We start from the raw sequence: 21411 nt of genomic DNA, 5'->3' as shown, positions 1-21411 counted from the left end.
TTCCGTGTCAATGTGTCCCCGGACGGCGGCCACACAGTGCCAGAAGCCGTTCAGCCGGGAGAGCCGGGAGGCCAATGCCCGGGGACGCAGGCAGCCTAGTCGCCCCGGAGCCCGTAGGTGCTGAGCACGTTGCCCTTGCTGGTGCGCTTCTCATCCAGCAGGACCAGCCGGGTGAGGGGATCGCCGTCTTCGAACAGCCGCCTACCGCTGCCTGCAATCACGGGGTGCGTCATGAGCTGCAGCGAATCCAGCAACCCCGCAAACAGCAGCTGCCGGGTCACGGAGATGCTGCCGCACACGGCAATCTCACCGCCGTCGCTCTCCTTCAGCTTCGCCACGAACTCCTCCAGCGGTGCGTCCATCAGCCGGGAGTTCTGCCACTCCAGCGGCTCGCTCAGCGTCCTGGACACCACAAACTTCTCCACCGGGTTGATGAACGCAGCGAAGTCCTGGTCCGCAGACGCGTTGGGCCAGTAGGACGCCCACTCCTCGTAGCTCTTCCGGCCCAGCACCACGGTGTCCACGGAGTTAATCATGGCGGTCAGGCCTTCGCCGAGCTCGGCGTCGAAACTGTCGAACTGGAACTTGAACGGATCCGAAACCACTCCGTCAATGGAGTGGAACAGTCCGGCCGTAACTTTGCGCATGCGGGTCCTCCCGGGTTCGTTGGGTCAAGGAACAACCTATGCGCCGGGCGGTTCCGGCGGAAGACCAAATAGCGCCAAGGCACGTCGGATTGCCGCCAAAAACGGGGACGACGGCGGCGCTCCAGTTACGTTCATCACTCGCCGTGGCGTCTTGCCGTGATTCGGCGGAAAAGGGCCCCATACTTAGGGTGATGCGGCCACTTTCCGCAGCCCCGGCCAGGCAAGGAGGAAGTGCATTGGAAACCCTGAAGAAGATTGTGCGGAACCAGTACTTTCCCGCCGGAGCTGTCCTCGCGGCGGTCATCCTCTTCTGGCTCGTGGCGATCCTTGGCGGGCTGTCCCTCCTGCACAACAACCAGCCGCCGTTGACCACCCTCACCTGGATGCTCTTCGTCTACACCGCTGCGGTGCTCACACCGCTCGCGGGCCTGCTGGCCGCTGTGGACCTTATCCGCCGCTGGCGCCGCAACCGCGCCGCCATGGCAAACCCCGCTGATGCGTTCGTCCCGGCTGAAAACGCTGTCAACGAGGACGGCGTTATCGAGTATGCCCTTGACGAGGAATCAGCCGGACAGGCCAACGTTGCCCCGGCTGCCCAAGCCACTGCCCGGGAATCCAGCGCCGCGGAACCGGCTGCCGGATCATCCGCCCAGGACTCTGCACCGTATGACCACGCCCAGTCCACCGCCCCCGAGGCGCGCGAGCATCAGGACCGCCCGGCCACTCCGCCGCGGCCGGCAGGCCAGCCCCTGGGTTCGGGAAAGAAGCCCAAGCAGCCCGGCGGCAGGCAGGCCGCCTAGCAGCCGGAAGGGCCGGCGTCGTACCCGTCCCGCAGCCGCCGGCTAGCGTTGGTGCAGCGCGCCCAGCACCTCTTCGGCCCGGCGCAGCGCGTGCCCCAGGCGCGAGGCGGGCTCGGGCAGCGAGAACAGGTAGCCCTGCAGCGAATCGCAGTCGAGTGCCGTGAGGTAATCAGCCTGTGAGGCCGTCTCGATTCCCTCCGCGGTGACTGTCAGCCCCAGGCTGTGCGCCATGTTGATCATGGAGCTGAGGATGGGCAGGCGTTCGCTGCCGGTCCGCACCATGGACACAAAGGTCTTGTCGATCTTCACGGTGTCCACCGGCAGGTCCTGCAACCGCCCCAGCGAGGAATAGCCGGTGCCGAAGTCGTCCAGGGCAACCCGGGCGCCCGCATCCCGCAGCGTGCTGAGCTGCCTGATCAGGTCGCAGTCGGCGTGGAAGAACACGCTCTCGGTGACTTCCAGCACCAGCTGGCGGGTGGCCACGCCGTTGGTCTCCGCCAGGCCCAGCACCTTCGCGGCAAAATCGTGTTCCTGCAGCTGCACCCCGGACACGTTCACTGCCAGCGACCGTGCCGGGTCCTCGCCCAGCCAGTCCGCCAGCTGCGCCATCGCCTGGGCCATCACCTCAAGGCCGATGTCCCGGATCAGCCCCGTGCGTTCTGCCAGTGGAATGAAGTCCGACGGCGGCACCCGCCCGGCGCCGCGGTCCCACCGTGCGAGGGCCTCGAACTGGACCACCTGCCCGCTGCGGTGCGACACGATGGGCTGGAAATCCACTGAGATCTCCCCGCCCTGCAGGGCGAACTGCAGGCCGCTTTCCATGTCCGTCCGTTGCACCAGGGCAGCCATCATGTCCGGATGGAACCGCAGGAAGCGGTTCTTCCCGGCGGCCTTCGCCGCATACATGGCGATGTCCGCCTGGCGGAGCAGCTCCGACGGGCCCACCTCGTCCCGGCCCCGCGATGCCACTCCCAGGCTCAGGCTGGGGCGGAGCGCGCGGCCGCTGATGGTGACGGGGACGTGCAGGCAGCGGACAATGCACGCCGCGATGTCGTCCACGTTGGGGGAGGCCGTCAGGAGCACCACGAACTCGTCGCCGCCCAGCCGTGCCACCACGTCCGCGGCGGGGACGCAGCCGCGGAGCCTGCGGGCCACTTCGATCAGCATGTCGTCCCCGGCCTGGTGGCCCAGGAGGTCGTTGACTTCCTTGAAGTCGTCCAGGTCCAGGAGCAGCACATCTACGGACTTGAGCCGGGGTTCCTGCAGCGACCCGGCCAGGGCGTCGTTGAATACGGCCCGGTTGGCCAGGCCGGTGAGCGGGTCCTGGAAGGCCATGACGCGCAGCTTTTCCGCCTGCTCCGCCAGGTCAAGCATCGCCTGGTGCGCTTGTTCCTGGGCCTTGCGGCGGGGAGTGACGTCCCGGAAGCTCCACACCCGCCCCACGACGTCCTCGCCCACCTTGTGGGGACGCGAATATCGTTCGAAGGTGCGGCCGTCCTTGAAGTCCACAACGTCGTGGCTCTCGGCGGTGGTGTTGCCCTGGACTTCCATGAGCCTGGCCAGGAACGTCCCGGGGTCCGTGAGCTGGCTGGTGATGCGCTCCATCACCGGGTCCGCGCTTTCGCCTTCCATGAGTTTGCGGGGAATGCCCCACATGGTGAGGAACTGATCGTTGTATCCCGCCACGGTGCCGTTGGAGCCCATCACCAGGATGCCGTCCGCGGTGGACTCCAGGGTGGACGTCAGCAGAGACATCGCCTGGCGAAGGTCCGCACTCGTGGCCTGCCGGTGCGAAGTACCCCGGACCGAGAGGAGGACCTGTGCCCTGGCCGGGACGCCGTCGTCGGGCGCGGTGTCCTTGGCGTCGCCGGCGCCGGCCGCTGCATTCCCGGGCAGCTGCCCGGGCCCGGCGGGAAAGAGGGACCCAGCCACTTCGGCGGAGAAGCTGGTGCCGTCGGCATGGACCCAGGCCACTTCCCGCGGGTGCGCGGCGGACCGGGCCAGGATCTGGTGGAAGAGCCTGTCCACCTCGGGGTGGGAGCGGTCATCCAGCAGCGTCCGGTAATCCAGGCCGGTAAGGAACCTGCGGTCCAGTCCAAAGAGGGTTGTTGCTGCCTTGTTGGCCAGGGTGATGGTGCCATCCGCCGCGAGGGCCAGGAAGGCATCCGGGCTGGCGTCAAGCATCGCCTCGAACGTCCGGACTGCCGTTGTGCTTTCGTGGCTGGATTCAGCCATACCACCACCCCCTCGCACATCATAAGGTGCGAACTGCCGGGAATGGGGGCCGGCTTCACTACGGATTGGGCACGAATACCGGTTCCGGCCCGGAACGCAGAAACGCCGCCCCGCTGCCGGGACGGCGTTTCTGCGCTAATCGATAGAGGGGCTGCTAGGCCCGGTGTCCGCTGCGGTTCATGACTGCGCCGTAGATCAGCAGGACCACGATGGATCCGAGGATGGCCAGCAGCCAGGTGCGGATATCGAAGAACTCGGCCAAGCCGCCACCGAAGATCAGGGACCCGATCCAGCCGCCAAGGATAGCGCCGACTACGCCGAGGACCATGGTCACCACCCAGCCGCCGCCCTGACGGCCTGGCAGGATGGCCTTTGCAATGGCGCCCGCAATCAGGCCCAAGATGAGAAATCCGAGAATGCCCATGCTGTCACTCCTTATTAGTAAGTTGTGCCGTGCCCCCATCTCCGGTTCCCTAATTCAATCAGCGTGCTTACTTCGCTGCAAGGCTTTCAATATCACAGGATGACTATCAGTTTTCCCGGTAAACACCCGCCTGAGCAGCCATCTTGGCCTGGCGGGGCGCCGTATTCCGGGCCTTCGATAGGATGGATTGTCCCGCTCAGCACATCCTTAGGAGCCCGGCATGTCCAGCCAGCAAACAGACCGTCCGCGCGCCATTTTCCTCGACATTGACGGGACATATGCGGACCACGGCCTGGCCCCCGCGGCCCACGTGGAGGCGGTGCAGGAAGTGCGCCGCCGCGGCCACCTGGTCTTCGTGTGCACCGGGCGTCCGTTGTCCATGGTGCCGGCCCACATCCTGGAGGCAGGGTTCGACGGCGTGATCACCGGCGCGGGTGCCCGGGTGGAAATGAACGGGGAGGTACTCAAGGACACCCGGTTCGAGCCCGACGTGGCGGCCCTCATCGTGGACACCCTGGACGCCCACGATGTCGCCTACATCCTGGAAGCTCCCGAAGCTTTGCGCGGCCGCACCGGAGTGGGCGAGCGGCTCCGGCGGATCCTGAATCCCGTCTTTGCCGGCCGTTCGCGGCACGACGGCGTCCTCAGCACCGACGTGGATCCCGTGGAGGACATCCTGGGGCCGGTCCAGTACAGCGACGACCTTCGAGGCGCGTCCTTCGCCAAGATTTCCTGCTTTGATTCCCCGGTACCGCTGACCGGCCTCATGGCTGGCCTCGGCCCGCAGGTGGGGCTCATCCCCAGTTCGTTGTCCGCCCTCGGCGACTCCGCCGGCGAGATCTTCATGGCCGGCACCCACAAGGCGGTGGGCATCCGGGTGGTGGAGGAACGCCTGGGCCTGCGCCGGGAGGACATTGTGGCCATCGGCGACAGCGCCAACGACATCGAAATGCTTGAGTACGCCGGGGTGGGCATCGCGGTGGAGGACGGCCATCCCGGCGTGCTCGCCGTCGCCGACCGGCTCACACCCGGCCCGGCCGGCAATGGCGTGGCGCTCGCCTTCGCCGGCCTGGGCCTCCTGGACTGATACGTCCACTGGCCTGATGCTGGGCTACGCCGACGCCGGGACAGGGGCGTCGGTAGGGTAAAAAGAACCCCTGGCCGCGGACGTGCCAAGGCCGCGCACCACCCAGCCCTCAGCCTGCCAGGCCGCGGCATCCAGTGCGTTGCGCGCATCCAGCAGCACCCGCCGTCGTACCAGGCTGCCTGCGACGGCCGGGGACAGCCGGCGGTACTCATCCCACTCGGTGAGGAGCAGCACCAGTTCTGCGCTTTCCAGGGCCCTCGTTGCCTTGGCCTCGAACCGCAGTCGGGGGTAGCGCCGCCACGCGTTGTTCACGGCCTTGGGGTCGGTGACGGTCACGTGTGCTCCGGCCGCGGCGAGGCGGTCTGCCACATCCAGGGCGGGGGAGTCGCGGATATCGTCCGTGTCCGGTTTGAAGGAGGCGCCCAGCACGGTGATGGTCCGGCCGGCCACGGTGCCGCCGCAGAGCTCCGTCGCCAGGTCCACCGTCCGCTGCCGCTGGCCAAGGTTGACCGAGTCCACCAGCTGCATCCAGTCCGCCACGGCACCCACGCCGTGGCCTGTGGCCTGCGCCCGGAAACTGCGGATGTCCTTGGGCAGGCAGCCGCCGCCGAAGCCCAGCCCGGCATGCAGGTACCGGTTGCCGATCCTCGGATCCAGTCCCATGGCCTCGCTGAGTTCCGCCACGTCCGCGCCGGACGCATCGCACAGCTCCGACACCGCGTTGATGAAGCTGATCTTGGTGGCCAGGTACGCGTTGGCCGCGGACTTGATGAGTTCTGCCGTGGCGCAGCTGCAGACCTGCCGTGGAATGCCTGCGCGCAGCAGCGGCTCGTAGACCGCATCCAGGGCTGCCGTCACCCCTGCCGGAGCGCCCGTGGACCGGTTGAACGCAGCGGCTTTGCCGCCGTCCACGCCGTACACCAGGCGGTCCGGCACCAGCGAGTCCTTGACGGCCGTGCCCTGGCGGAGGAACTCCGGGTTCCAGCCCAGCAGGACATCGGGACGCCGGCCCAGCACCCCGCGCAGCATGTCCACAGTGCCCACCGGCACCGTGGATTTACCCACGACGACGGCGCCCGCGGCCAGGTGCGGCAGCAGGGCCCGGGTGGCGGAGACCAGATATGACAGGTCCGCGGCGTCGGAGGCCTTGTCCTGCGGTGTGCCCACGCACAGGAAGTGCACCTGGGCGCCGGCGGCGTCCGCGATGTCCGCGGAGAACCGGAGCCGTCCGGTGGCGCTGCCGTCCTGCAGCAGCTCGTCCAGGCCCGGTTCGTGGAAGGGCGCTGCCCCGCGGGCCAGCTGCTCCACTTTTGCGTGGTCCACGTCGATGCCCACCACTGTGTGGCCCATCGAGGCCAGCGTGGCCGCATGCACGGCGCCCAGGTAGCCGCAGCCGATCACCGAAATTTTCATAGAGCAGCTCCCTTGGCTTTGTAGGAACCGGACAGGGCCGGCTGTTCGGCAATGGCATCGGTGTAGTGGCTGATCAGTTCCGAGCACAGAGCCGGCCACGTGCGGGCCTGTACCGAGGCGTGCGCCGCGGCCGCGAACGCACGGCGCTTGGCGTCGTCGCCCATCAGGTCCAGGACGTGGCCGCGCATGGCGGACAGGTCACCGGGCTCGTAGAGCCAGCCGGTCCGGGAGTTCTCCACCAAGTCCAGTGGCCCGCCGCGTCCCGTGGCCACCACCGGCACCCCCGATGCCATGGCTTCCTGGATGGTCTGGCAGAAGGTTTCGAACTCGCCCGGATGGACGAAGAGGTCAAAGGACGCCACTGCGCGGGCCAGGTCATCGCCGCCCAGGAACCCGGTAAAAACGGCTCCCGGGAGGGCTTCCTGCAGGGCCGCACGCTGCGGCCCGTCACCCACCACCACCAGGGTGGTGTCCGGCATTCCGGCCAGGGCGGCGAGGTCCTCCACCTGTTTTTCCACGGCCAGCCTGCCCACGTAGCCGATGATCTTGTGGCCCGCCGGGGCCACCGAAGCCCGCCACCCGTCGTCGCGCTTGTCCGGCGAAAACCTGGCCGTGTCCACCCCGCGGCGCCACATCCGCACCCGGGGAATGCCGCGTCCGCGCAACTGGTTCAGCGCGAACGTGGAGGGCACCAGGGTCCGGGAGGCGAGCAGATGGATGTGCTCCACGCGGTTCCATGCCCAGTTCTCCAGGAAGGGGACGCCGTAGCGGGCCGCGTAGCCGGGAACCTCCGTCTGGTAGACGGCAACGGTGGGGATGCCAAGCTGGGCCGCCGCCTGGGCTGCCCGCCAGCCGAGGACGAACGGCGAGGCCAGGTGGACGACGTCCGGTGCGTAGTCGGCAAGGATTCGCTTGACCCGGTACACACCGCCCATCGCCACCCGGACATTCGCGTATCCCGCAAGCGGGACTGCCGGAAGCCGTTGGATCTCGGCGCCCTTGACGTGGTTCTCCGCACCGCCGTCATGCGTTGACGGCGCAATGACCAGGACGTCGTCGCCCCGCTCCTGCAGATGGTCCAGCACCCGCAGGATGGAGTGCGTGACCCCGTTCATCAGTGGCAGGAATGATTCAGCAACAATTGCGATCCTCACCCCTCCACGGTGGGTGCCGGCCCTGACGCGGCGGGGATGAAGGCATGGCCCGGAGGGAAAGGTTCGGTGAACAGCAGGGAGTGCGCCATCGCGGGTCTTTTGTAAAAATTACTAAGCAGACTTCCCATTTGATGCTAAGCATGCTTACTGTAGTGGGGCAGCCAGCGCAGTGCCTCAAGCAACGGGGCGGGAGCCGAAGACCGGGGGAATCCCGTGCCGGAAAATCCGCAGCTGGCGCATGCCCAGTGCAACGATCATCCAAGGAGAAGTCATGCTCAACCGGGAGAACATTGAGACCCTGCTCCACAAGGGCGGCAACGTCATCGGAGCCGACGGCGACAAGATCGGTTCGATTGGCCAGCTCTACGCAGACGACGACACGGGTGAGCCCACCTGGGTCACCGTCAAGACGGGCCTCTTCGGCACGTCCCAGTCCTTCATCCCTGTCGAGGGCGCGCGCAGCCAGGACGACGACCTGGTGGTCCCGTACACCAAGGACCATGTGAAGGACGCCCCGCGCGTTGACGTCGACGGCCACCTCACCCCCGAGGAAGAGGACCGGCTGTACACGCACTACGACCGTGGGGCCACCACGTACTCGGAGTCGCAGGACAATACGCGCAACGACGTCGACCTCCAGGGCGATGCCGACCTGAATGCCGGGACGCCCACCGCCGGTGTCACGGGCGGCGGCGACGCCGGCCGCGAACGGGACTACGACGGCGGCCGCGGCGTGGGGCAGGACACCTCCGGCCCCAATACTGACGACGCGATGACGCGGTCCGAGGAACGTCTGAACGTCGGCACCGAACGCGAAGCAGCCGGCCGCGTCCGCCTGCGGAAGTACGTGACCACGGAGAACGTCACCAAGACCGTGCCTGTCCAGCGCGAGGAGGTCCGGCTGGAGCGAGAGCCGATCACGGACGAAAACCGCGGCGCGGCACTCTCCGGACCGGACATCAGCGAAGAGGAGCACGAGGTGATCCTCCACGAGGAGCGCCCCGTGGTGGAGAAGGAAGCCGTTCCGGTGGAGCGGGTCCGGCTCGACAAGGAAGTGGTCCAGGACGACGTCACTGTAAGCGAGGAAGTCCGCAAGGAGCACATCGACGCGGACGGCCTGGACGGCGACCGCCGCACCGGGGACGACAAGCGCCTCTGACATAGCGCGCACCACCGGAGCTGCGAAGCAGCGTCGAACGCCTCGACGCCGGACGGCTCCGGAAGTGGGTGTGCGGATCCTGCGAATGCCGGGAGTCCCTTCGGGGGCTCCCGGCATTCGTGTGCCCGCACTCCGGGGGCCTGTCGCTGGCGGGCAGTCCGGGCCCGGCGTGACACCATGGATCACGATGAAACTGCGCGCTGACCAGACCGGAGACCGTGGCCTTCCCATGCCCTTGTGGCTGCAGGGAGCTATTGAAACAGCGCAGGCGGCGATCATCTCGGCGCTGGCCGTGCTGGTACCCATCATTGCCGTGTGGGCAACGGCGGGCTTCCAGGACGACGGGTTTGAGACGCTGGCCCGGCTCGCCGGCCAGTCCTGGCTCCTGGTGCACGGTGTCCCGCTGGAACTGGCAGCGGCCGGATCCACCGCCGCATCCCACACCGGCTCAGGCCTGCTGACGCTGGTGCCCCTCGGCCTGACACTGATCCCGTTCCTGCTCGCCTGGCGGGCGGGGCGACGCCTGGCCCGGGCCTCCTACACGGACCAGTTGTGGCAGGCGCTGCTGGGATCATGGGTGGTCTACTCGGCGTTCGGCGTGGCCACCGGTTTCGTCTGCCGCACTCCGGACGTCGGCATCAACCTCGGTTACGCCATGGTGGTTCCCCTGATCCCATTCGCCCTGGGCATGGTCATCGGCGCCCGCCGCGAAGCCGGATCGTGGAGCCGGCTGATCGGTGTGGACGCCGTCGACTGGATCTCGCGGACCAGCCAGCATTCACGGTGGGCAGGGTCCTACCTCGCCTCGGTGGTGAAGGCCGGGTTTGTGGCGGTTGCTGCTGCCCTGGCACTGGCCGCGGTGCTGCTGGCGGTGGACCTGTTCGTCCACTGGAACCTGGTGCTGGCGGTCTATGAAGCGCTCGACGCCGGTGCAGCCGGAGGCGCGGCGCTCACCGTCGCGCAGCTCGGCTACCTTCCCAACCTGGTGGTCTTCGCCCTCGCCTGGACCTCGGGCTCCGGCTTCGCCATGGGCGTCGGTTCCCAGGTGGGCCCGCTGGGTACCGCCGTCGGGCCCCTGCCGTCCATCCCGGTTCTGGCTGCCATTCCCGCCGGAGCCCTGGACTACGCCTTCGTGGCCCTTATGGTGCCGGTCATCGCCGGCGTGCTGGCCGGCTGGTGGTTCCTCCGGGAAGGCGAAAACCACTTCGACGAATGGCTCTCCATCAAGGTCCACGCCCGCTGGTTCACAGCCACGGTGTCCACCCTGGTCCTGGGAGTCTTGGCAGGGGTGGCTGCGGGACTCCTGGCCATGGGGCTGGCCTGGCTTGCCCGCGGCTCGGCCGGCGTCGGCCGGCTGACCGAGATCGGTCCGGACCCTCTGTGGACGGGAGTCTGGCTGGCCGCGGAGGTGGGTGCCGGCGTCGTGATCGGTTACGCTGCCGGGCCATGGCTGGAACGTGAGCGGGCCGTGTCGGAAGACGACGCCGAGCTGGTCCACTAGCTGCGAAAAGCGGGCCCCGTGGGTCCTTGGCCTGTCAGCAAAGGCGCGGCTACGGCGCCTGGCGGGGGAGCGATCCCTCCAGCTGCACTTGGCAGCTCCGCTGTGCCTGGTCCGTGAGCGCACGGTTCACGCACGCCTGATACTCCGCTGCCTGGTTGAAGAACAGGGCCGAGGCCAGGGTCAGCACCACCATGCCCGCGGTCACCATCAGGCCGCAGATGGTGGCAAACAGAACCAGCCGCGACTCCTTCGAACGGAACCACCGGATCAACAGGACGATGCCCAGGGCCAGCGCGGCAACGGTCAGGATTCCCGTCAGCCAGAGATAACGGACATCCAGCTGGTAGACGAAGAATGACCCCAGCACGGACACGATGAACATTCGGAACAGAGTGTGGGTCTTGGCCCTTGAGGCTTTTGCAGCCTCGCTGAGCGGCGGTTTTGTCCGCTGGGGCCCGGCCGGTTCCGGTGTGGAGTTCATGTTTTCCAGCCTACGCGAGCCTGCCCATAAGCTAGACGCATGCGCATCGTAGTCCTCGTTTCCGGTACCGGCTCCAACCTCCAGGCTGTCATTGACGCGGTCAAAGCGGGGGAGCTGGACGTGGACATCGCCGCCGTCGGAGCGGACCGGCCCGGCACCTACGGCGTGGAGCGTTCGGCCGCAGCCGGGATACCCACCTTCGTGGTGGACTTCAAGGAGTACCCGGACCGGGTCCAGTGGAACGCCGCATTGACCAGGGAGGTGGCCGCATTCCAGCCGGACGTGGTGGTGTCCTCCGGCTTCATGCGGATCGTCAGCCCGGAATTCATCGACGCTTTCGGCGGCAAGTACCTCAACACCCACCCTGCCCTGCTTCCGGCGTTCCCCGGTGCCCACGGTGTCCGTGACGCGATGGCCTACGGGGTCAAGGTCACCGGCTGCACGGTGCACTGGGCTGACGCCGGCGTGGACACCGGACCCATCATCGCCCAGGAGGCGGTGGCCATCGAGGACGCCGACACCGAGGAGACCCTGCACGAGCGCATCAAGGTGGTGGAGCGCCGGCTGCTGGTGTCCACCCTGGCCAGCCTCGCCGCTGCCTCCTAACCCTTCCCAACTAACTGGCAGTTGTTGTCGTTCTGGGCCTTCAGAACGACAACAACTGCCAGTCAGTTGGCAGTAGGCGCCTTAGCCTGTGGATAACCCGATCCGTTGGTGAAGGTTTTGCGATTATGTTGCCGTGAAGACCCCTCGCCCGCTGCCAACGCCACTTGCCTATCTGCCATTCACTTTCCAGGACGCGGTCGACGCCGGCGTGAGCCTCAGGCGGTTGCGTCATGTCGCGCTGAACTCGCCCAGCCGCGGTATCCGGGTTCCGAACGATGACATGCTTCCCGGTCCGGGCACAAGTCCTGGACCCGAAGTCGTCGTGCCGTACGCGAGAATCACAGCATTTTCGGCTGCGTCCCACGCAACGGCGTTTGCCTTTTGGCGGTTTCCTGGTTTTCTGCCCGGGGAAAGCTCCCTGATACACCTTTCCAGGCCTGACACGATGGCGATTCCACGCCGTAGGGGCGTTGTGGGTCACGTAGGGCAGTTCTTCGAGGACGAGATCGTATGCGTTGACGGGTTACTGGTGACGAGCAGGTCCCGAACATGGCTGGACAATGCCCGGCGGATGAGCGTTGACGAGATCACGGTTGCGGCAGACCACCTCATCCGCGTACCTCGGCCGGTCTTTGAGGCCAGAACGGATCCATACTGCACCCTTGAGGATCTGGCCGAGATGCTGGACCGGCACAAGGGTACACCGGGCATCCGGAAAGCCCGCTTGGCGTTGGACCAGGCTCGGGTGGGTGCTGACTCTGCGCCGGAGACGCGGCTGAGGCTGGCACTGGAGTGCGCAGGGCTTCCTGTGCCGCAGTTGAACGTGCCCACGGAACTGCGTGCCGCCGTCGTACGCCAACCTGACCTGAGCCACCCGGAACAGAAAGTGGCCGTGGAATACGACGGGGACGTGCATTCGACTTCGGAACAGATCGTCCGTGATATCTCTCGAGAGGAGGATTTTATCCGTGGAGGCTGGGTTCTCGTCCGGGTCTCCAAGCGTCACATGACAAACGGCGCTGGGGCAGCCGTCTCGAAGGTGCGGAGAGCACTGATCGGCCAAGGCTGGTCACCCGGCTCGTGAGTCGAGTTTCCTACTGAAGCCTCATGTCTGGTCCCGTTGGGAGTCTAAAGAGGCGTATGGTGTCGAAGCCGCCGGAGCTTACGAACGGTCCGGACTCTCTTCATCGCGAAGCGCCACGAATCCACGTCTCTCGGTGGCTTCTTCATAGGTGATGTGGATGCCAGCCCGGCGGAATTCCTTGCCCGCCGCTGCCAAACAAGCAGCCAAACGCCGGTAGCGATGATTGTCAGGCGGTAGAGCCAACCTTGCAGCGAATCTGGACTCAGTTGAAGACTAGCCAGGAGTTGGTCATTGAATACCACCGTCGCAGTGACCGCCATGAGAACCGCTACCGAGGCTGTGCGTGAAATGAACTTGACCCGCATCTCGGCCGTGTCCAGCAGGTCTTGTGTGTGGACTTTGAATGCATTGTGCTGTCGGGAATTGGCTTCCGATACCCGTTGTTGCACAGTCTCATAGTTGGCCTGAAGAACTCCAATGCGGGCCTCGAAGGAGGCCAGCTTGGCTTCCTCAGCAGCCTGGTCTTCCGCCTGGATCCTTCGCTCAGCCGTGTGACGCATCGCCCTTGTCTGCTGCCGGCGATGGAAGGCTAATTCGTTTGCGATCGCCTCTGCCGCGGCCGTGGGTGTGGTGAATGACAATGAGGCAGCCCGGTCAGCCACGGAAACATCTGCGTCATGCCCCACGGCCGTGGCGACGGGTACGGAGGACCTCTGAATGGCAAGCCCGAGGTCTGCTCGTTGGTAGCCCCGTAGCCACCTCCAGTGACCGCCACCCCGAACCAGCAGCACCAGATCCAGGTCCAGTTCCTCTGCTTCCCGGAGATGTGCCTGAAAATCCTCCATCTTGGCGTCGACACTCCACGAAAGGGTTCTGTAGAAGACCTCGGGTGAGGAGCCACCACTATGGGAGAGCCGACGCTCCAGATCTCCAACTCCTTGCGCGTTGGCAGGTCCAACGACCATGACGCGTTCCGGTTTGCAGTCAAGGTTCTTGAACGCGTTCTCAGGATTGTCGTGTACGAACGTCCTGGCAAGGCGACTTCCGGGAACGCCTGCCGCCCGGAGCGAGGCGATCGCCCTATTATCTTCAAGATAGAGTGCGCCGCGGCGGACGAAGCCAGGTTCAATCGCTGTGACCCTCATGCCGACCGTTCCTTCGGCGTTAAGCCATAGGGAGCCTTTTAGCGTCAATACCATGCCGCTGGTCATGGCCTTATCCAACGATGAGTTTCGTGTGCATAGCTGCGCGTCGATTTTGGGAACCATGTCTCCCCAGACAACGCATGGGAGGAGCTCCACTCCTTTCGGGGACACCGATACTAGATCAAAATTCCACCTCAGGCCGATCTTCCGTGGTGCCATGCACTCACCGCGGACTGTGATTTCGGTTTGTCGAACGCGGCTTCCAACCCAGCTGCGGACTGCACTGACTGAACTTCGAGACGAAGTCGTAGCCTCTGGTTGTTGGTTAAAATACACACGGCCTCCCCATCCGATACCCGAAACGCTTTTCCGCCCTTCGTTGTGGAGCCTAGCCGCGACCTCAGACACGGGCGAGTCAACTTTCCAGGGCCGCCATTCAACTGACTCGCAGTTGTTGTCGTTATCCGGCCTCAAAACGACAACAACTGCGAGTCAGTTGGGTGGGTGAGGGTGGAGGTGAGGGTGAGGGCCGGCTGCGGGGTCAGTCGAGGCGGCGCTGGCGGGTTTCGGGGGAGAAGAAGGCCATCCACAGCACTGCCAGCAGCACCAGGCCGCCGGCCAGGGCGAAGGACGTAGCCAGGCCCAGCTCAGGCCAGAAGTAGTTGGCGAAAATCAGCGGACCGAAACCGGCGCCCAGACGCGAGAACGTGGATGCCCAGCCAAAGCCGGTGCCGCGCAGCTCAGTGGGGTAAAGTTCCGACACGTAGGCGTACAGCACCGGTATGGCCACCTGCACCACGAACCCGAACACCAGCAGCCAGAACACCGCTGCAGACGGGATGTCCACCACGAACGCCACGATCACCAGCGTCAGTGCGGACAGCGGGCCGGTGATCGCAAGGATCCATTTGCGGCCCACGCGTTCCACCAGCAGGGCGGCAACGATGACGCCCAGGAGCCCGACGGCGGCCATGGACGCCGTGGTGACGAACGCCTTGTATTCGGCGAAGCCTGCGCCAATGAGGATCCGTGGCATCCACGTCAGTGACAGGTAGTAGACCAGCAGGATGCTGAAGAACAGGGCCCACGCGGCGGTGGTGATCTTCCAGTTGAACTGCCACACCGACCGCAGCTGGGTCCAGGCGCTGCCGGCGGAGAGCCGGGGTACGTCCTTCGCATCCGGCAGGCTGTAGGCCCGGGCTTCGGCGCCCGTGGCTGCCACCAGGCCGTCGATGACCTTCGCAGCCTCGTCCCGCCGGCCCTTGCGGATGAGGAACAGCGGTGACTCCGGCACGCTTCGCCGGACCCAGAACACCAGCAGCGCAGGCAGGACCATGACCAGCATGGTCAGCCGCCAGTCACCGTAGAGAGCCACCAGGCCAGCGGAAACGAAACCCGCCAGGGCAGCGCCCACCGGCCACCAGCCATCCATGGCGGTGAGTACTTTGCCGCGCTGCTTCCGGGGAGTGAACTCACCCACCAGTGCATAGTCCACCGGAATGCAGCCGCCCAGGCCAAAGCCGGCCAGGAACCTGAAGACACAAAACCAGATGAAGTCCGGGGCGAAGGCGCCGGCCACGGTGAAGACGGCGAACAGCAGCAGCGTGGCGGTGAACGCCTTCTTCCGGCCGATGGTGTCCGCGATGGTGCCCCAGATGAAGGCCCCCAAAGCCATGCCAATCAGGTTCGACGTCCCCACCCACGCCACCTCGCCGGGGGACAGTGCCCAATGCTTTGACAGCAGGGGAATCAGAATGCCGTTGAGCGTCACATCCCACGCGTCAAACATGAATCCGAGGCCGCCGATCAGGAAGATCCGCCCCTGGACTTTCCATCGCCAGGGCAGTTCCTGGACCACCTGTTCGCCGCTGGGCACAGTGGTGTAAGTGTTCATTGCCGCCTCCTTCTGAAACTTTAGCCCCGCCCACCGGCGTTCACACTCCGGCGGACACTCGGGGCAACGTGCGCTACGCGATAAACTGGCCCTATCCCCACCAACCGCGGCACTGAACCGCGAGATAAGACGGAGACATTTGTGAGCTTCACGCAGCATGAGCGCGTATCCATTGACCGTGTACCCATCCGCCGGGCCCTGATCTCGGTTTACGACAAGACCGGCCTGGAGGAGCTCGCCACAGGCCTGCACGCAGCGGGTGTGAAGCTGGTCTCCACCGGTTCCACCGCGAAGAAGATCGCTGCTGCGGGCATCCCCGTGCAGGAGGTTGAGGAAGTCACCGGTTCCCCGGAAATGCTGGACGGCCGCGTCAAGACGCTGCACCCCCGTGTCCACGGCGGCATCCTGGCAGACCGCCGCGTCCCCGCCCACATGGAGACGCTCGAAAGCATGGATATCGAGGCCTTCGACCTGGTGGTGGTGAACCTCTACCCGTTCGTGGAGACCGTCAAGTCCGGTGCCGCGCAGGACGACGTTGTCGAGCAGATCGACATCGGAGGCCCCGCCATGGTGCGCTCGGCCGCGAAGAACCATGCCGCCGTCGCCATCGTGGTGGACCCGTCCTTCTACGGCCAGGTGGTGGCTGCTGCCGCCGCGGGCGGTTTCGACCTGAAGACCCGCCGCCGCCTCGCCGCCAAGGCTTTCGCGCACACGGCGTCCTACGACAACGCCGTGGCCACCTGGACTGCCAGCCAGTTCCTTGATGAAGACGGCGACGGCATCATCGACTGGCCTGCCTACGCCGGAATGTCCCTGGAACGTTCCGAGGTGCTGCGTTACGGCGAGAACCCCCACCAGCAGGCTGCGCTCTACGTGGACAAGGCTGCCCCGGTGGGCATCGCCCAGGCCGACCAGCTGCACGGCAAGGCCATGAGCTACAACAACTTTGTTGACGCCGACGCCGCCCTGCGCGCCGCCTTCGATTTCAGCGAGCCGGCCGTGGCCATCATCAAGCACGCCAACCCGTGCGGCGTTGCCGTCGGTTCGGCAGACGCCGCGGACCCCATCGCCGACGCCCACGCCAAGGCCCACGCCTGCGACCCCGTGTCCGCGTTCGGCGGCGTCATCGCAGCCAACCGCCCGGTCACGGCGGCCATGGCCAACACCGTGAAGGACATCTTCACAGAGGTTGTCATCGCGCCCGGTTTCGAGCCCGAGGCCGTGGAGATCCTCTCCAAGAAGAAGAACATCCGGCTGCTCGCCCTGCCCGAGGGCTACGGCCGCTACCCCACGGAGTTCCGCCAGGTTTCCGGCGGCATGCTGGTCCAGGTCAGCGACAAGGTGGACGCCGACGGCGACAACCCCGCCAACTGGACGCTCGCCGCGGGCGAAGCCGCCGATGAGAAGACCCTCGCGGACCTCGCCTTCGCCTGGACCGCCTGCCGTGCAGCAAAGTCCAACGCCATCCTCCTCGCGGACCACGGCGCAGCAGTCGGCATCGGCATGGGCCAGGTCAACCGCCTCGACTCCTGCAAGCTGGCCGTGGAACGCGCCAACACGCTGGGCCTGCAGGTGGATTCCGACGTCGACGGCGCCGGCGGTGCCTCCAACGCCACGGGTGCCGGCGCACCCCGGCGTGCCCAGGGCGCTGTGGCAGCTTCGGATGCCTTCTTCCCGTTCGCTGACGGCCTGCAGATCCTGATCGATGCCGGGGTCCGCGCCGTTGTCCAGCCGGGCGGATCCGTCCGCGACGAGGAAGTCATCGCTGCGGCCAACGCCGCCGGCATCTCTATGTACTTCACCGGAGCGCGCCACTTCTTCCACTGAGCCGGTTGATCGGCTGCTCCGTAGATGCCGTTTTGAGACACCAAAAGGGCGTCTACGGAGCAATGGATGGACTTTAATTGACGACGGCGCCCGTCCCCTTCGCAGGGGGCAGGCGCCGTCGTTATTTTGTTGGCCTAGTCCTTGTCGGCCGGGTGCTGCTCTTCAGGTTTTGGCCGCAGCACAAGCTCCCGGGGCTTGGCCTCCGCCATCCGTTCATCGGTCCAGTACTTGAGGATTTCCTCGTGCGTCTGGGTTACCTCGATGTGGGCCACGCCGTCATCGGGCTCTTCGCTAGGACCGTGACGCAACGCGGTAGGTCTTTTCAATCGAGTCACCCCAGTACGGGCCGTACATGACCTTGGAGCCGCTGTAGCCGTAGCTGTTGATCGAGTTCTGCAGTCCATCCGGGCCGGAGCCGATGAACCACGGGCCGCCGGAGGAACCGCTGGTCATGTCGCATGGGATGCCCTGGGTGGTGAAAGCCGGGTTGACGGTGTCGTTTGTGGCAGTGCCCGCACAGCTCTTCAGGGTCTCGCCGTTGTACTGCTTGTCTGCAGGGTAGCCGTAAGACGTGTAGGACAGTCCGCGGTCCTCATTGAACGCCACTCCGGAGCCGCCCACCACGTCGGTCAGCAGGTCCCCGTCGAGGCGGTCCATCACGGCGAACGCCGTGTCGTAGGAGATGTCGCCGGAGGCGGTCCATTCGCTGGTGGTGTAGAGGTCGGTGGCGGTCCACTTTCCATAGGGCGCTTGGCCGTTCTCGTAGGCGGGAACGAAGACGAAGTTCGTGGCCTCCTGGCCCGGGCCGCCAAAGACGCAGTGGCCGGCTGTAGATACGGTGCTCTTGTTCCTGGACGTCACGGCGTTGCCGGAGCAGACGTAGTTGGCGCCGCCCATGGTGAAGAAAACCTTGCCAATGTGGGTCACGGAACCGGTTGTTGCTGCCTTGGCCTTGCTGGCGCCAACTTTGGTGTTCTTTCCTTTGGCCACTGTTGCGGGATTGGAACGGGGGCTCGTTGCCAGGGCTTTCCCGGCCAGGACATCACCGGGGCGGGCACCCTCCATCCGGTCCGCGGTCCAGTAGTCCGCGGCACCAGTGCTGTTAACGGCAAGGCGGGCGACGGAGGGGAGCAGGGCGTCTTCGGAGGGCGATGGGGAGGCCGGCGCGGCGGAGGCGCCGCCGGCGGTGGTCAGAGCCAGAACGGCTGCGGCGGAGAAGCTCAGGATGCCGGAAGCCAGGGACCGGGTGCGTGTCATTGTTGTCCTGTCTGAACGGAAAATGCCCCGGGGGAGAGGGCGCGGATCGACTTCAAGAATTTATCGCGCGCGTCACATATAAGTAAACAGGAGTGACTTACCCTGCAGCGGAAAGGGGGCTGTGGAGCCGCAGGTCAGGAGCAGGACGCGGGGCGGGGTGGGGCACCTGGGCGGGCGCCGCCGTCGTACGCTTCTCCATCGCTGTAATCCTGCTCACGGCGGGGTCATCCAGCGTTCCCGGTAGGGTTCAAACCCGTGTCCTCGGGTAAGTTGTACTTGGTGAAATAGACAAAGGTTTCACAACCAAGCCGACCTTCAGGGAGACGCCCGCGCATGTCCAAGATTATCTACACCCACACCGACGAAGCGCCGATGCTGGCTACCTATTCGTTCCTGCCGATCATCGAGGCGTTTGCTTCGACTGCAGGTGTGGAGGTGGAGACCCGCGACATCTCGCTCGCCGGCCGCATCATCGCTGTGTTCGGCGATTACCTCACTCCGGAGCAGCAGACCGGTGACGCCCTTGCTGAACTGGGTGAACTGGCGAAGACGCCGGAAGCCAACATCATCAAGCTGCCTAACATCAGCGCCTCCATTCCGCAGCTGAAGGCCGCCATCGCTGAGCTGCAGGGCCAGGGCTACGCACTGCCGGACTACCCGGACAACCCCTCCTCGGATGAAGAGACGGCCGTCCGCTCGCGCTACGACAAGATCAAGGGCTCGGCAGTGAACCCGGTCCTCCGCGAAGGCAACTCGGACCGCCGCGCGCCGCTGTCCGTTAAGAACTACGCCCGCCAGAACCCGCACTCCATGGGTGCCTGGACCGCTGACTCCAAGACCAACGTGGCCACCATGGGCCAGAACGACTTCCGCTCCAACGAGAAGTCCGTTGTCATCGAATCGGACGGCACCATCGCCATCCAGCTGGTCCGTGAAGACGGCTCGGTGAAGGTCCTCAAGAAGGCTTTCCCGGTCCTGGCCGGCGAGGTCATCGACGGAACTGTCATGCGCGCCGCAGCCCTGGACGAGTTCCTGAAGGCCCAGGTTGCCCGCGCCAAGGAAGAGGGCGTGCTCTTCTCCGCACACCTCAAGGCCACCATGATGAAGGTCTCGGACCCCATCATCTTCGGCCACGTGGTCAAGGCCTACTTCTCCGAACTCTTCGACACCTACGGCAAGCAGCTCGCCGCCGCCGGCCTGAGCCCCAACAACGGCCTCGCTGCCATCGTCAGCGGACTCGAGGACCTGCCCGCGGATGTCCGCGACGGCGTCCAGAACCTGATCAAGAAGGGCCTTGAAGACGGCCCGGCACTGGCCATGGTGGACTCGGACAAGGGCATCACCACCCTGAACGTCCCCTCCGACGTCATCGTGGACGCGTCCATGCCTGCCATGATCCGCAGCTCCGGCCACATGTGGGGCCCGGACGGCAAGGAAGCCGACACCCTGGCAGTCCTGCCGGACAGCTCCTACGCCGGCATCTACCAGGTGGTCCTTGACGACTGCCGCGCCAACGGCGCCTACGACCCCACCACCATGGGCACCGTCCCCAACGTGGGCCTCATGGCACAGGCAGCCGAGGAATACGGCAGCCACGACAAGACCTTCGAGATCCAGGAAGCCGGCACCGTCCAGGTTGTGGATGGATCCGGCAAGGTCCTGCTCGAACACGAAGTTTCCGTCGGCGACATCTGGCGCGCCTGCCAGACCAAGGACGCCCCCATCCGTGACTGGGTCAAGCTGGCCGTCACCCGTGCCCGCGCCTCGCAGACGCCCGCAGTGTTCTGGCTGGACGAGGAGCGCGCCCACGACGCCAACCTCATCGCCAAGGTCAACGAGTACCTGAAGGACCACGACACCGAGGGCCTGGACCTCCAGATCCTGTCCCCGGTCAAGGCCACCGCGTTCACCCTGGACCGGATCCGCAAGGGCGAAGACACCATCTCCGTCACCGGCAACGTCCTCCGCGACTACCTCACGGACCTGTTCCCCATCCTGGAACTGGGCACGAGCGCCAAGATGCTCTCGGTTGTTCCGCTGATGAACGGTGGCGGACTCTTCGAGACCGGCGCCGGCGGATCCGCCCCCAAGCACGTCCAGCAGCTGCTGAAGGAAAACCACCTCCGCTGGGACAGCCTGGGCGAATTCCTTGCCCTGGCCGTCAGCTTCGAGCACCTGGCCACCACCACCGGCAACGCCCGCGCCCAGGTCCTGGCGGACACGCTGGACCGCGCCACGGGCACGTTCCTGCTGGAGAACAAGTCCCCGAGCCGCCGCGCCGGCGAACTGGACAACCGCGGCAGCCACTACTTCCTGGCCCGCTACTGGGCCGAGGAACTGGCCAAGCAGACGGACGACGCCGACCTGGCCGCCGCATTCAGCGCCGTCGCCAAGGAACTCTCCTCCCAGGAGGAAGCCATCGTTGGTGAGTTGGCTGCGGTCCAGGGCTCGCCCGTGGACGTCGGAGGCTACTACCACCCCGAAGACGCCAAGGCCTCTGCTGTCATGCGGCCGTCCGCAACCCTGAACAAGGTCATCGACAGCCTGAGCTAGCTGTAATTCCCACGGACGTTGTGAACAGCGTGGCGTGATGTAAAGGGCGAGGGCCTCCGGTATCGATTTGGGTTACCACACTCATCTCGATGCCCAGGAGGCCCTCGTGTCCTACGTTACTCATGCCAACGCCGACCTCACACC

At 65.8% G+C, this 21411-nt stretch carries 18 protein-coding genes; 8 read left to right on the top strand and 10 right to left on the bottom strand.

Features of this window, described 5'->3' with window-relative positions; all coding sequences use genetic code 11:
- Window positions 1-95: 95 nt before the first annotated feature.
- Window positions 96-647 (bottom strand): dihydrofolate reductase family protein, encoded by a 552-nt coding sequence (locus tag AC1DBN_RS16220; RefSeq protein ID WP_091718834.1) that lies wholly within the window; start codon window positions 645-647, stop codon window positions 96-98.
- A 236-nt stretch (window positions 648-883) separates the two neighbouring features.
- On the opposite strand from AC1DBN_RS16220, the gene AC1DBN_RS16215 reads away from it, so the two are divergent.
- The gene (locus AC1DBN_RS16215; protein ID WP_231994472.1) at window positions 884-1447 is read left to right on the top strand and encodes a hypothetical protein; all 564 of its coding nucleotides are present in this window, start codon (window positions 884-886) and stop codon (window positions 1445-1447) included.
- Window positions 1448-1489: 42 nt separating this feature from the next.
- Here the strand turns inward: AC1DBN_RS16215 and AC1DBN_RS16210 are convergent, their stop codons facing one another.
- Both AC1DBN_RS16210 and AC1DBN_RS16205 read right to left on the bottom strand, forming a co-directional pair.
- Window positions 1490-3682, bottom strand: a complete 2193-nt coding sequence (locus AC1DBN_RS16210; RefSeq protein ID WP_477723641.1) for a putative bifunctional diguanylate cyclase/phosphodiesterase — start codon at window positions 3680-3682, stop codon at window positions 1490-1492.
- Between the two features lie 154 nt (window positions 3683-3836).
- Window positions 3837-4106 (bottom strand): GlsB/YeaQ/YmgE family stress response membrane protein, encoded by a 270-nt coding sequence (locus AC1DBN_RS16205; protein WP_015936364.1) that lies wholly within the window; start codon window positions 4104-4106, stop codon window positions 3837-3839.
- Between the two features lie 220 nt (window positions 4107-4326).
- Here AC1DBN_RS16205 and AC1DBN_RS16200 point away from each other — a divergent pair, with 220 nt between their 5' ends.
- Window positions 4327-5193 (top strand): HAD hydrolase family protein, encoded by an 867-nt coding sequence (locus tag AC1DBN_RS16200; RefSeq protein WP_477723640.1) that lies wholly within the window; start codon window positions 4327-4329, stop codon window positions 5191-5193.
- Between the two features lie 24 nt (window positions 5194-5217).
- Here the strand turns inward: AC1DBN_RS16200 and AC1DBN_RS16195 are convergent, their stop codons facing one another.
- Entirely contained in the window at window positions 5218-6606 is a 1389-nt protein-coding gene (locus AC1DBN_RS16195) for a UDP-glucose dehydrogenase family protein (protein WP_477723639.1), read from the bottom strand.
- Entirely contained in the window at window positions 6603-7760 is a 1158-nt protein-coding gene (locus AC1DBN_RS16190; protein WP_477723638.1) for a glycosyltransferase family 4 protein, read from the bottom strand. Before AC1DBN_RS16190 ends, AC1DBN_RS16195 begins: the two co-directional genes overlap by 4 nt.
- A 271-nt stretch (window positions 7761-8031) precedes the next feature.
- On the opposite strand from AC1DBN_RS16190, the gene AC1DBN_RS16185 reads away from it, so the two are divergent.
- Together AC1DBN_RS16185 and AC1DBN_RS16180 are read left to right on the top strand one after the other, a co-directional pair.
- Window positions 8032-8919 carry a DUF2382 domain-containing protein gene (locus AC1DBN_RS16185; protein WP_314216427.1) on the top strand — a complete coding sequence of 296 codons (888 nt, stop codon included), beginning with the start codon at window positions 8032-8034 and terminating at the stop codon, window positions 8917-8919.
- A 187-nt stretch (window positions 8920-9106) separates the two neighbouring features.
- A complete protein-coding gene (locus AC1DBN_RS16180) occupies window positions 9107-10420 on the top strand; it encodes a cell division protein PerM (protein ID WP_314216414.1) in 1314 nt (437 codons plus the stop codon).
- Between the two features lie 49 nt (window positions 10421-10469).
- Here AC1DBN_RS16180 and AC1DBN_RS16175 read toward each other — a convergent pair whose 3' ends face one another.
- Window positions 10470-10901: a hypothetical protein gene (locus tag AC1DBN_RS16175; protein WP_477723637.1), complete on the bottom strand. Its 432-nt coding sequence runs from the start codon at window positions 10899-10901 to the stop codon at window positions 10470-10472.
- A gap of 39 nt (window positions 10902-10940) precedes the next feature.
- Between AC1DBN_RS16175 and purN the strand changes: the two genes are divergently transcribed.
- On the top strand, window positions 10941-11507 hold the full coding sequence (gene purN / locus AC1DBN_RS16170) for a phosphoribosylglycinamide formyltransferase (protein ID WP_349033701.1): 567 nt from the start codon (window positions 10941-10943) through the stop codon (window positions 11505-11507).
- A 571-nt stretch (window positions 11508-12078) separates the two neighbouring features.
- Entirely contained in the window at window positions 12079-12591 is a 513-nt protein-coding gene (locus tag AC1DBN_RS16165; protein WP_477723636.1) for a hypothetical protein, read from the top strand.
- A gap of 44 nt (window positions 12592-12635) precedes the next feature.
- Here the strand turns inward: AC1DBN_RS16165 and AC1DBN_RS16160 are convergent, their stop codons facing one another.
- Both AC1DBN_RS16160 and AC1DBN_RS16155 read right to left on the bottom strand, forming a co-directional pair.
- Window positions 12636-13802, bottom strand: coding sequence for an exodeoxyribonuclease VII large subunit (locus AC1DBN_RS16160; protein WP_477723635.1), 1167 nt, complete (start codon window positions 13800-13802; stop codon window positions 12636-12638).
- 475 nt (window positions 13803-14277) lie between these two features.
- The gene (locus tag AC1DBN_RS16155) at window positions 14278-15630 is read right to left on the bottom strand and encodes an MFS transporter (protein ID WP_056082135.1); all 1353 of its coding nucleotides are present in this window, start codon (window positions 15628-15630) and stop codon (window positions 14278-14280) included.
- A gap of 141 nt (window positions 15631-15771) precedes the next feature.
- On the opposite strand from AC1DBN_RS16155, the gene purH reads away from it, so the two are divergent.
- A complete protein-coding gene (gene purH, locus AC1DBN_RS16150) occupies window positions 15772-17457 on the top strand; it encodes a bifunctional phosphoribosylaminoimidazolecarboxamide formyltransferase/IMP cyclohydrolase (protein WP_477723634.1) in 1686 nt (561 codons plus the stop codon).
- 134 nt (window positions 17458-17591) lie between these two features.
- Here purH and AC1DBN_RS16145 read toward each other — a convergent pair whose 3' ends face one another.
- Entirely contained in the window at window positions 17592-17765 is a 174-nt protein-coding gene (locus AC1DBN_RS16145; RefSeq protein WP_477723633.1) for a hypothetical protein, read from the bottom strand.
- Window positions 17749-18714, bottom strand: coding sequence for a trypsin-like serine peptidase (locus AC1DBN_RS16140; protein WP_261621159.1), 966 nt, complete (start codon window positions 18712-18714; stop codon window positions 17749-17751). Before AC1DBN_RS16140 ends, AC1DBN_RS16145 begins: the two co-directional genes overlap by 17 nt.
- Before the next feature lie 333 nt (window positions 18715-19047).
- Between AC1DBN_RS16140 and AC1DBN_RS16135 the strand changes: the two genes are divergently transcribed.
- On the top strand, window positions 19048-21267 hold the full coding sequence (locus AC1DBN_RS16135) for an NADP-dependent isocitrate dehydrogenase (protein ID WP_477723632.1): 2220 nt from the start codon (window positions 19048-19050) through the stop codon (window positions 21265-21267).
- The last annotated feature ends 144 nt before the right edge of the window (window positions 21268-21411 follow it).

It is taken from the genome of Pseudarthrobacter sp. 10T415 (assembly GCF_056394175.1).
The sequence above is the reverse complement of the archived record's forward strand: the minus strand, read 5'-3'. Positions and strand labels throughout refer to the sequence as shown.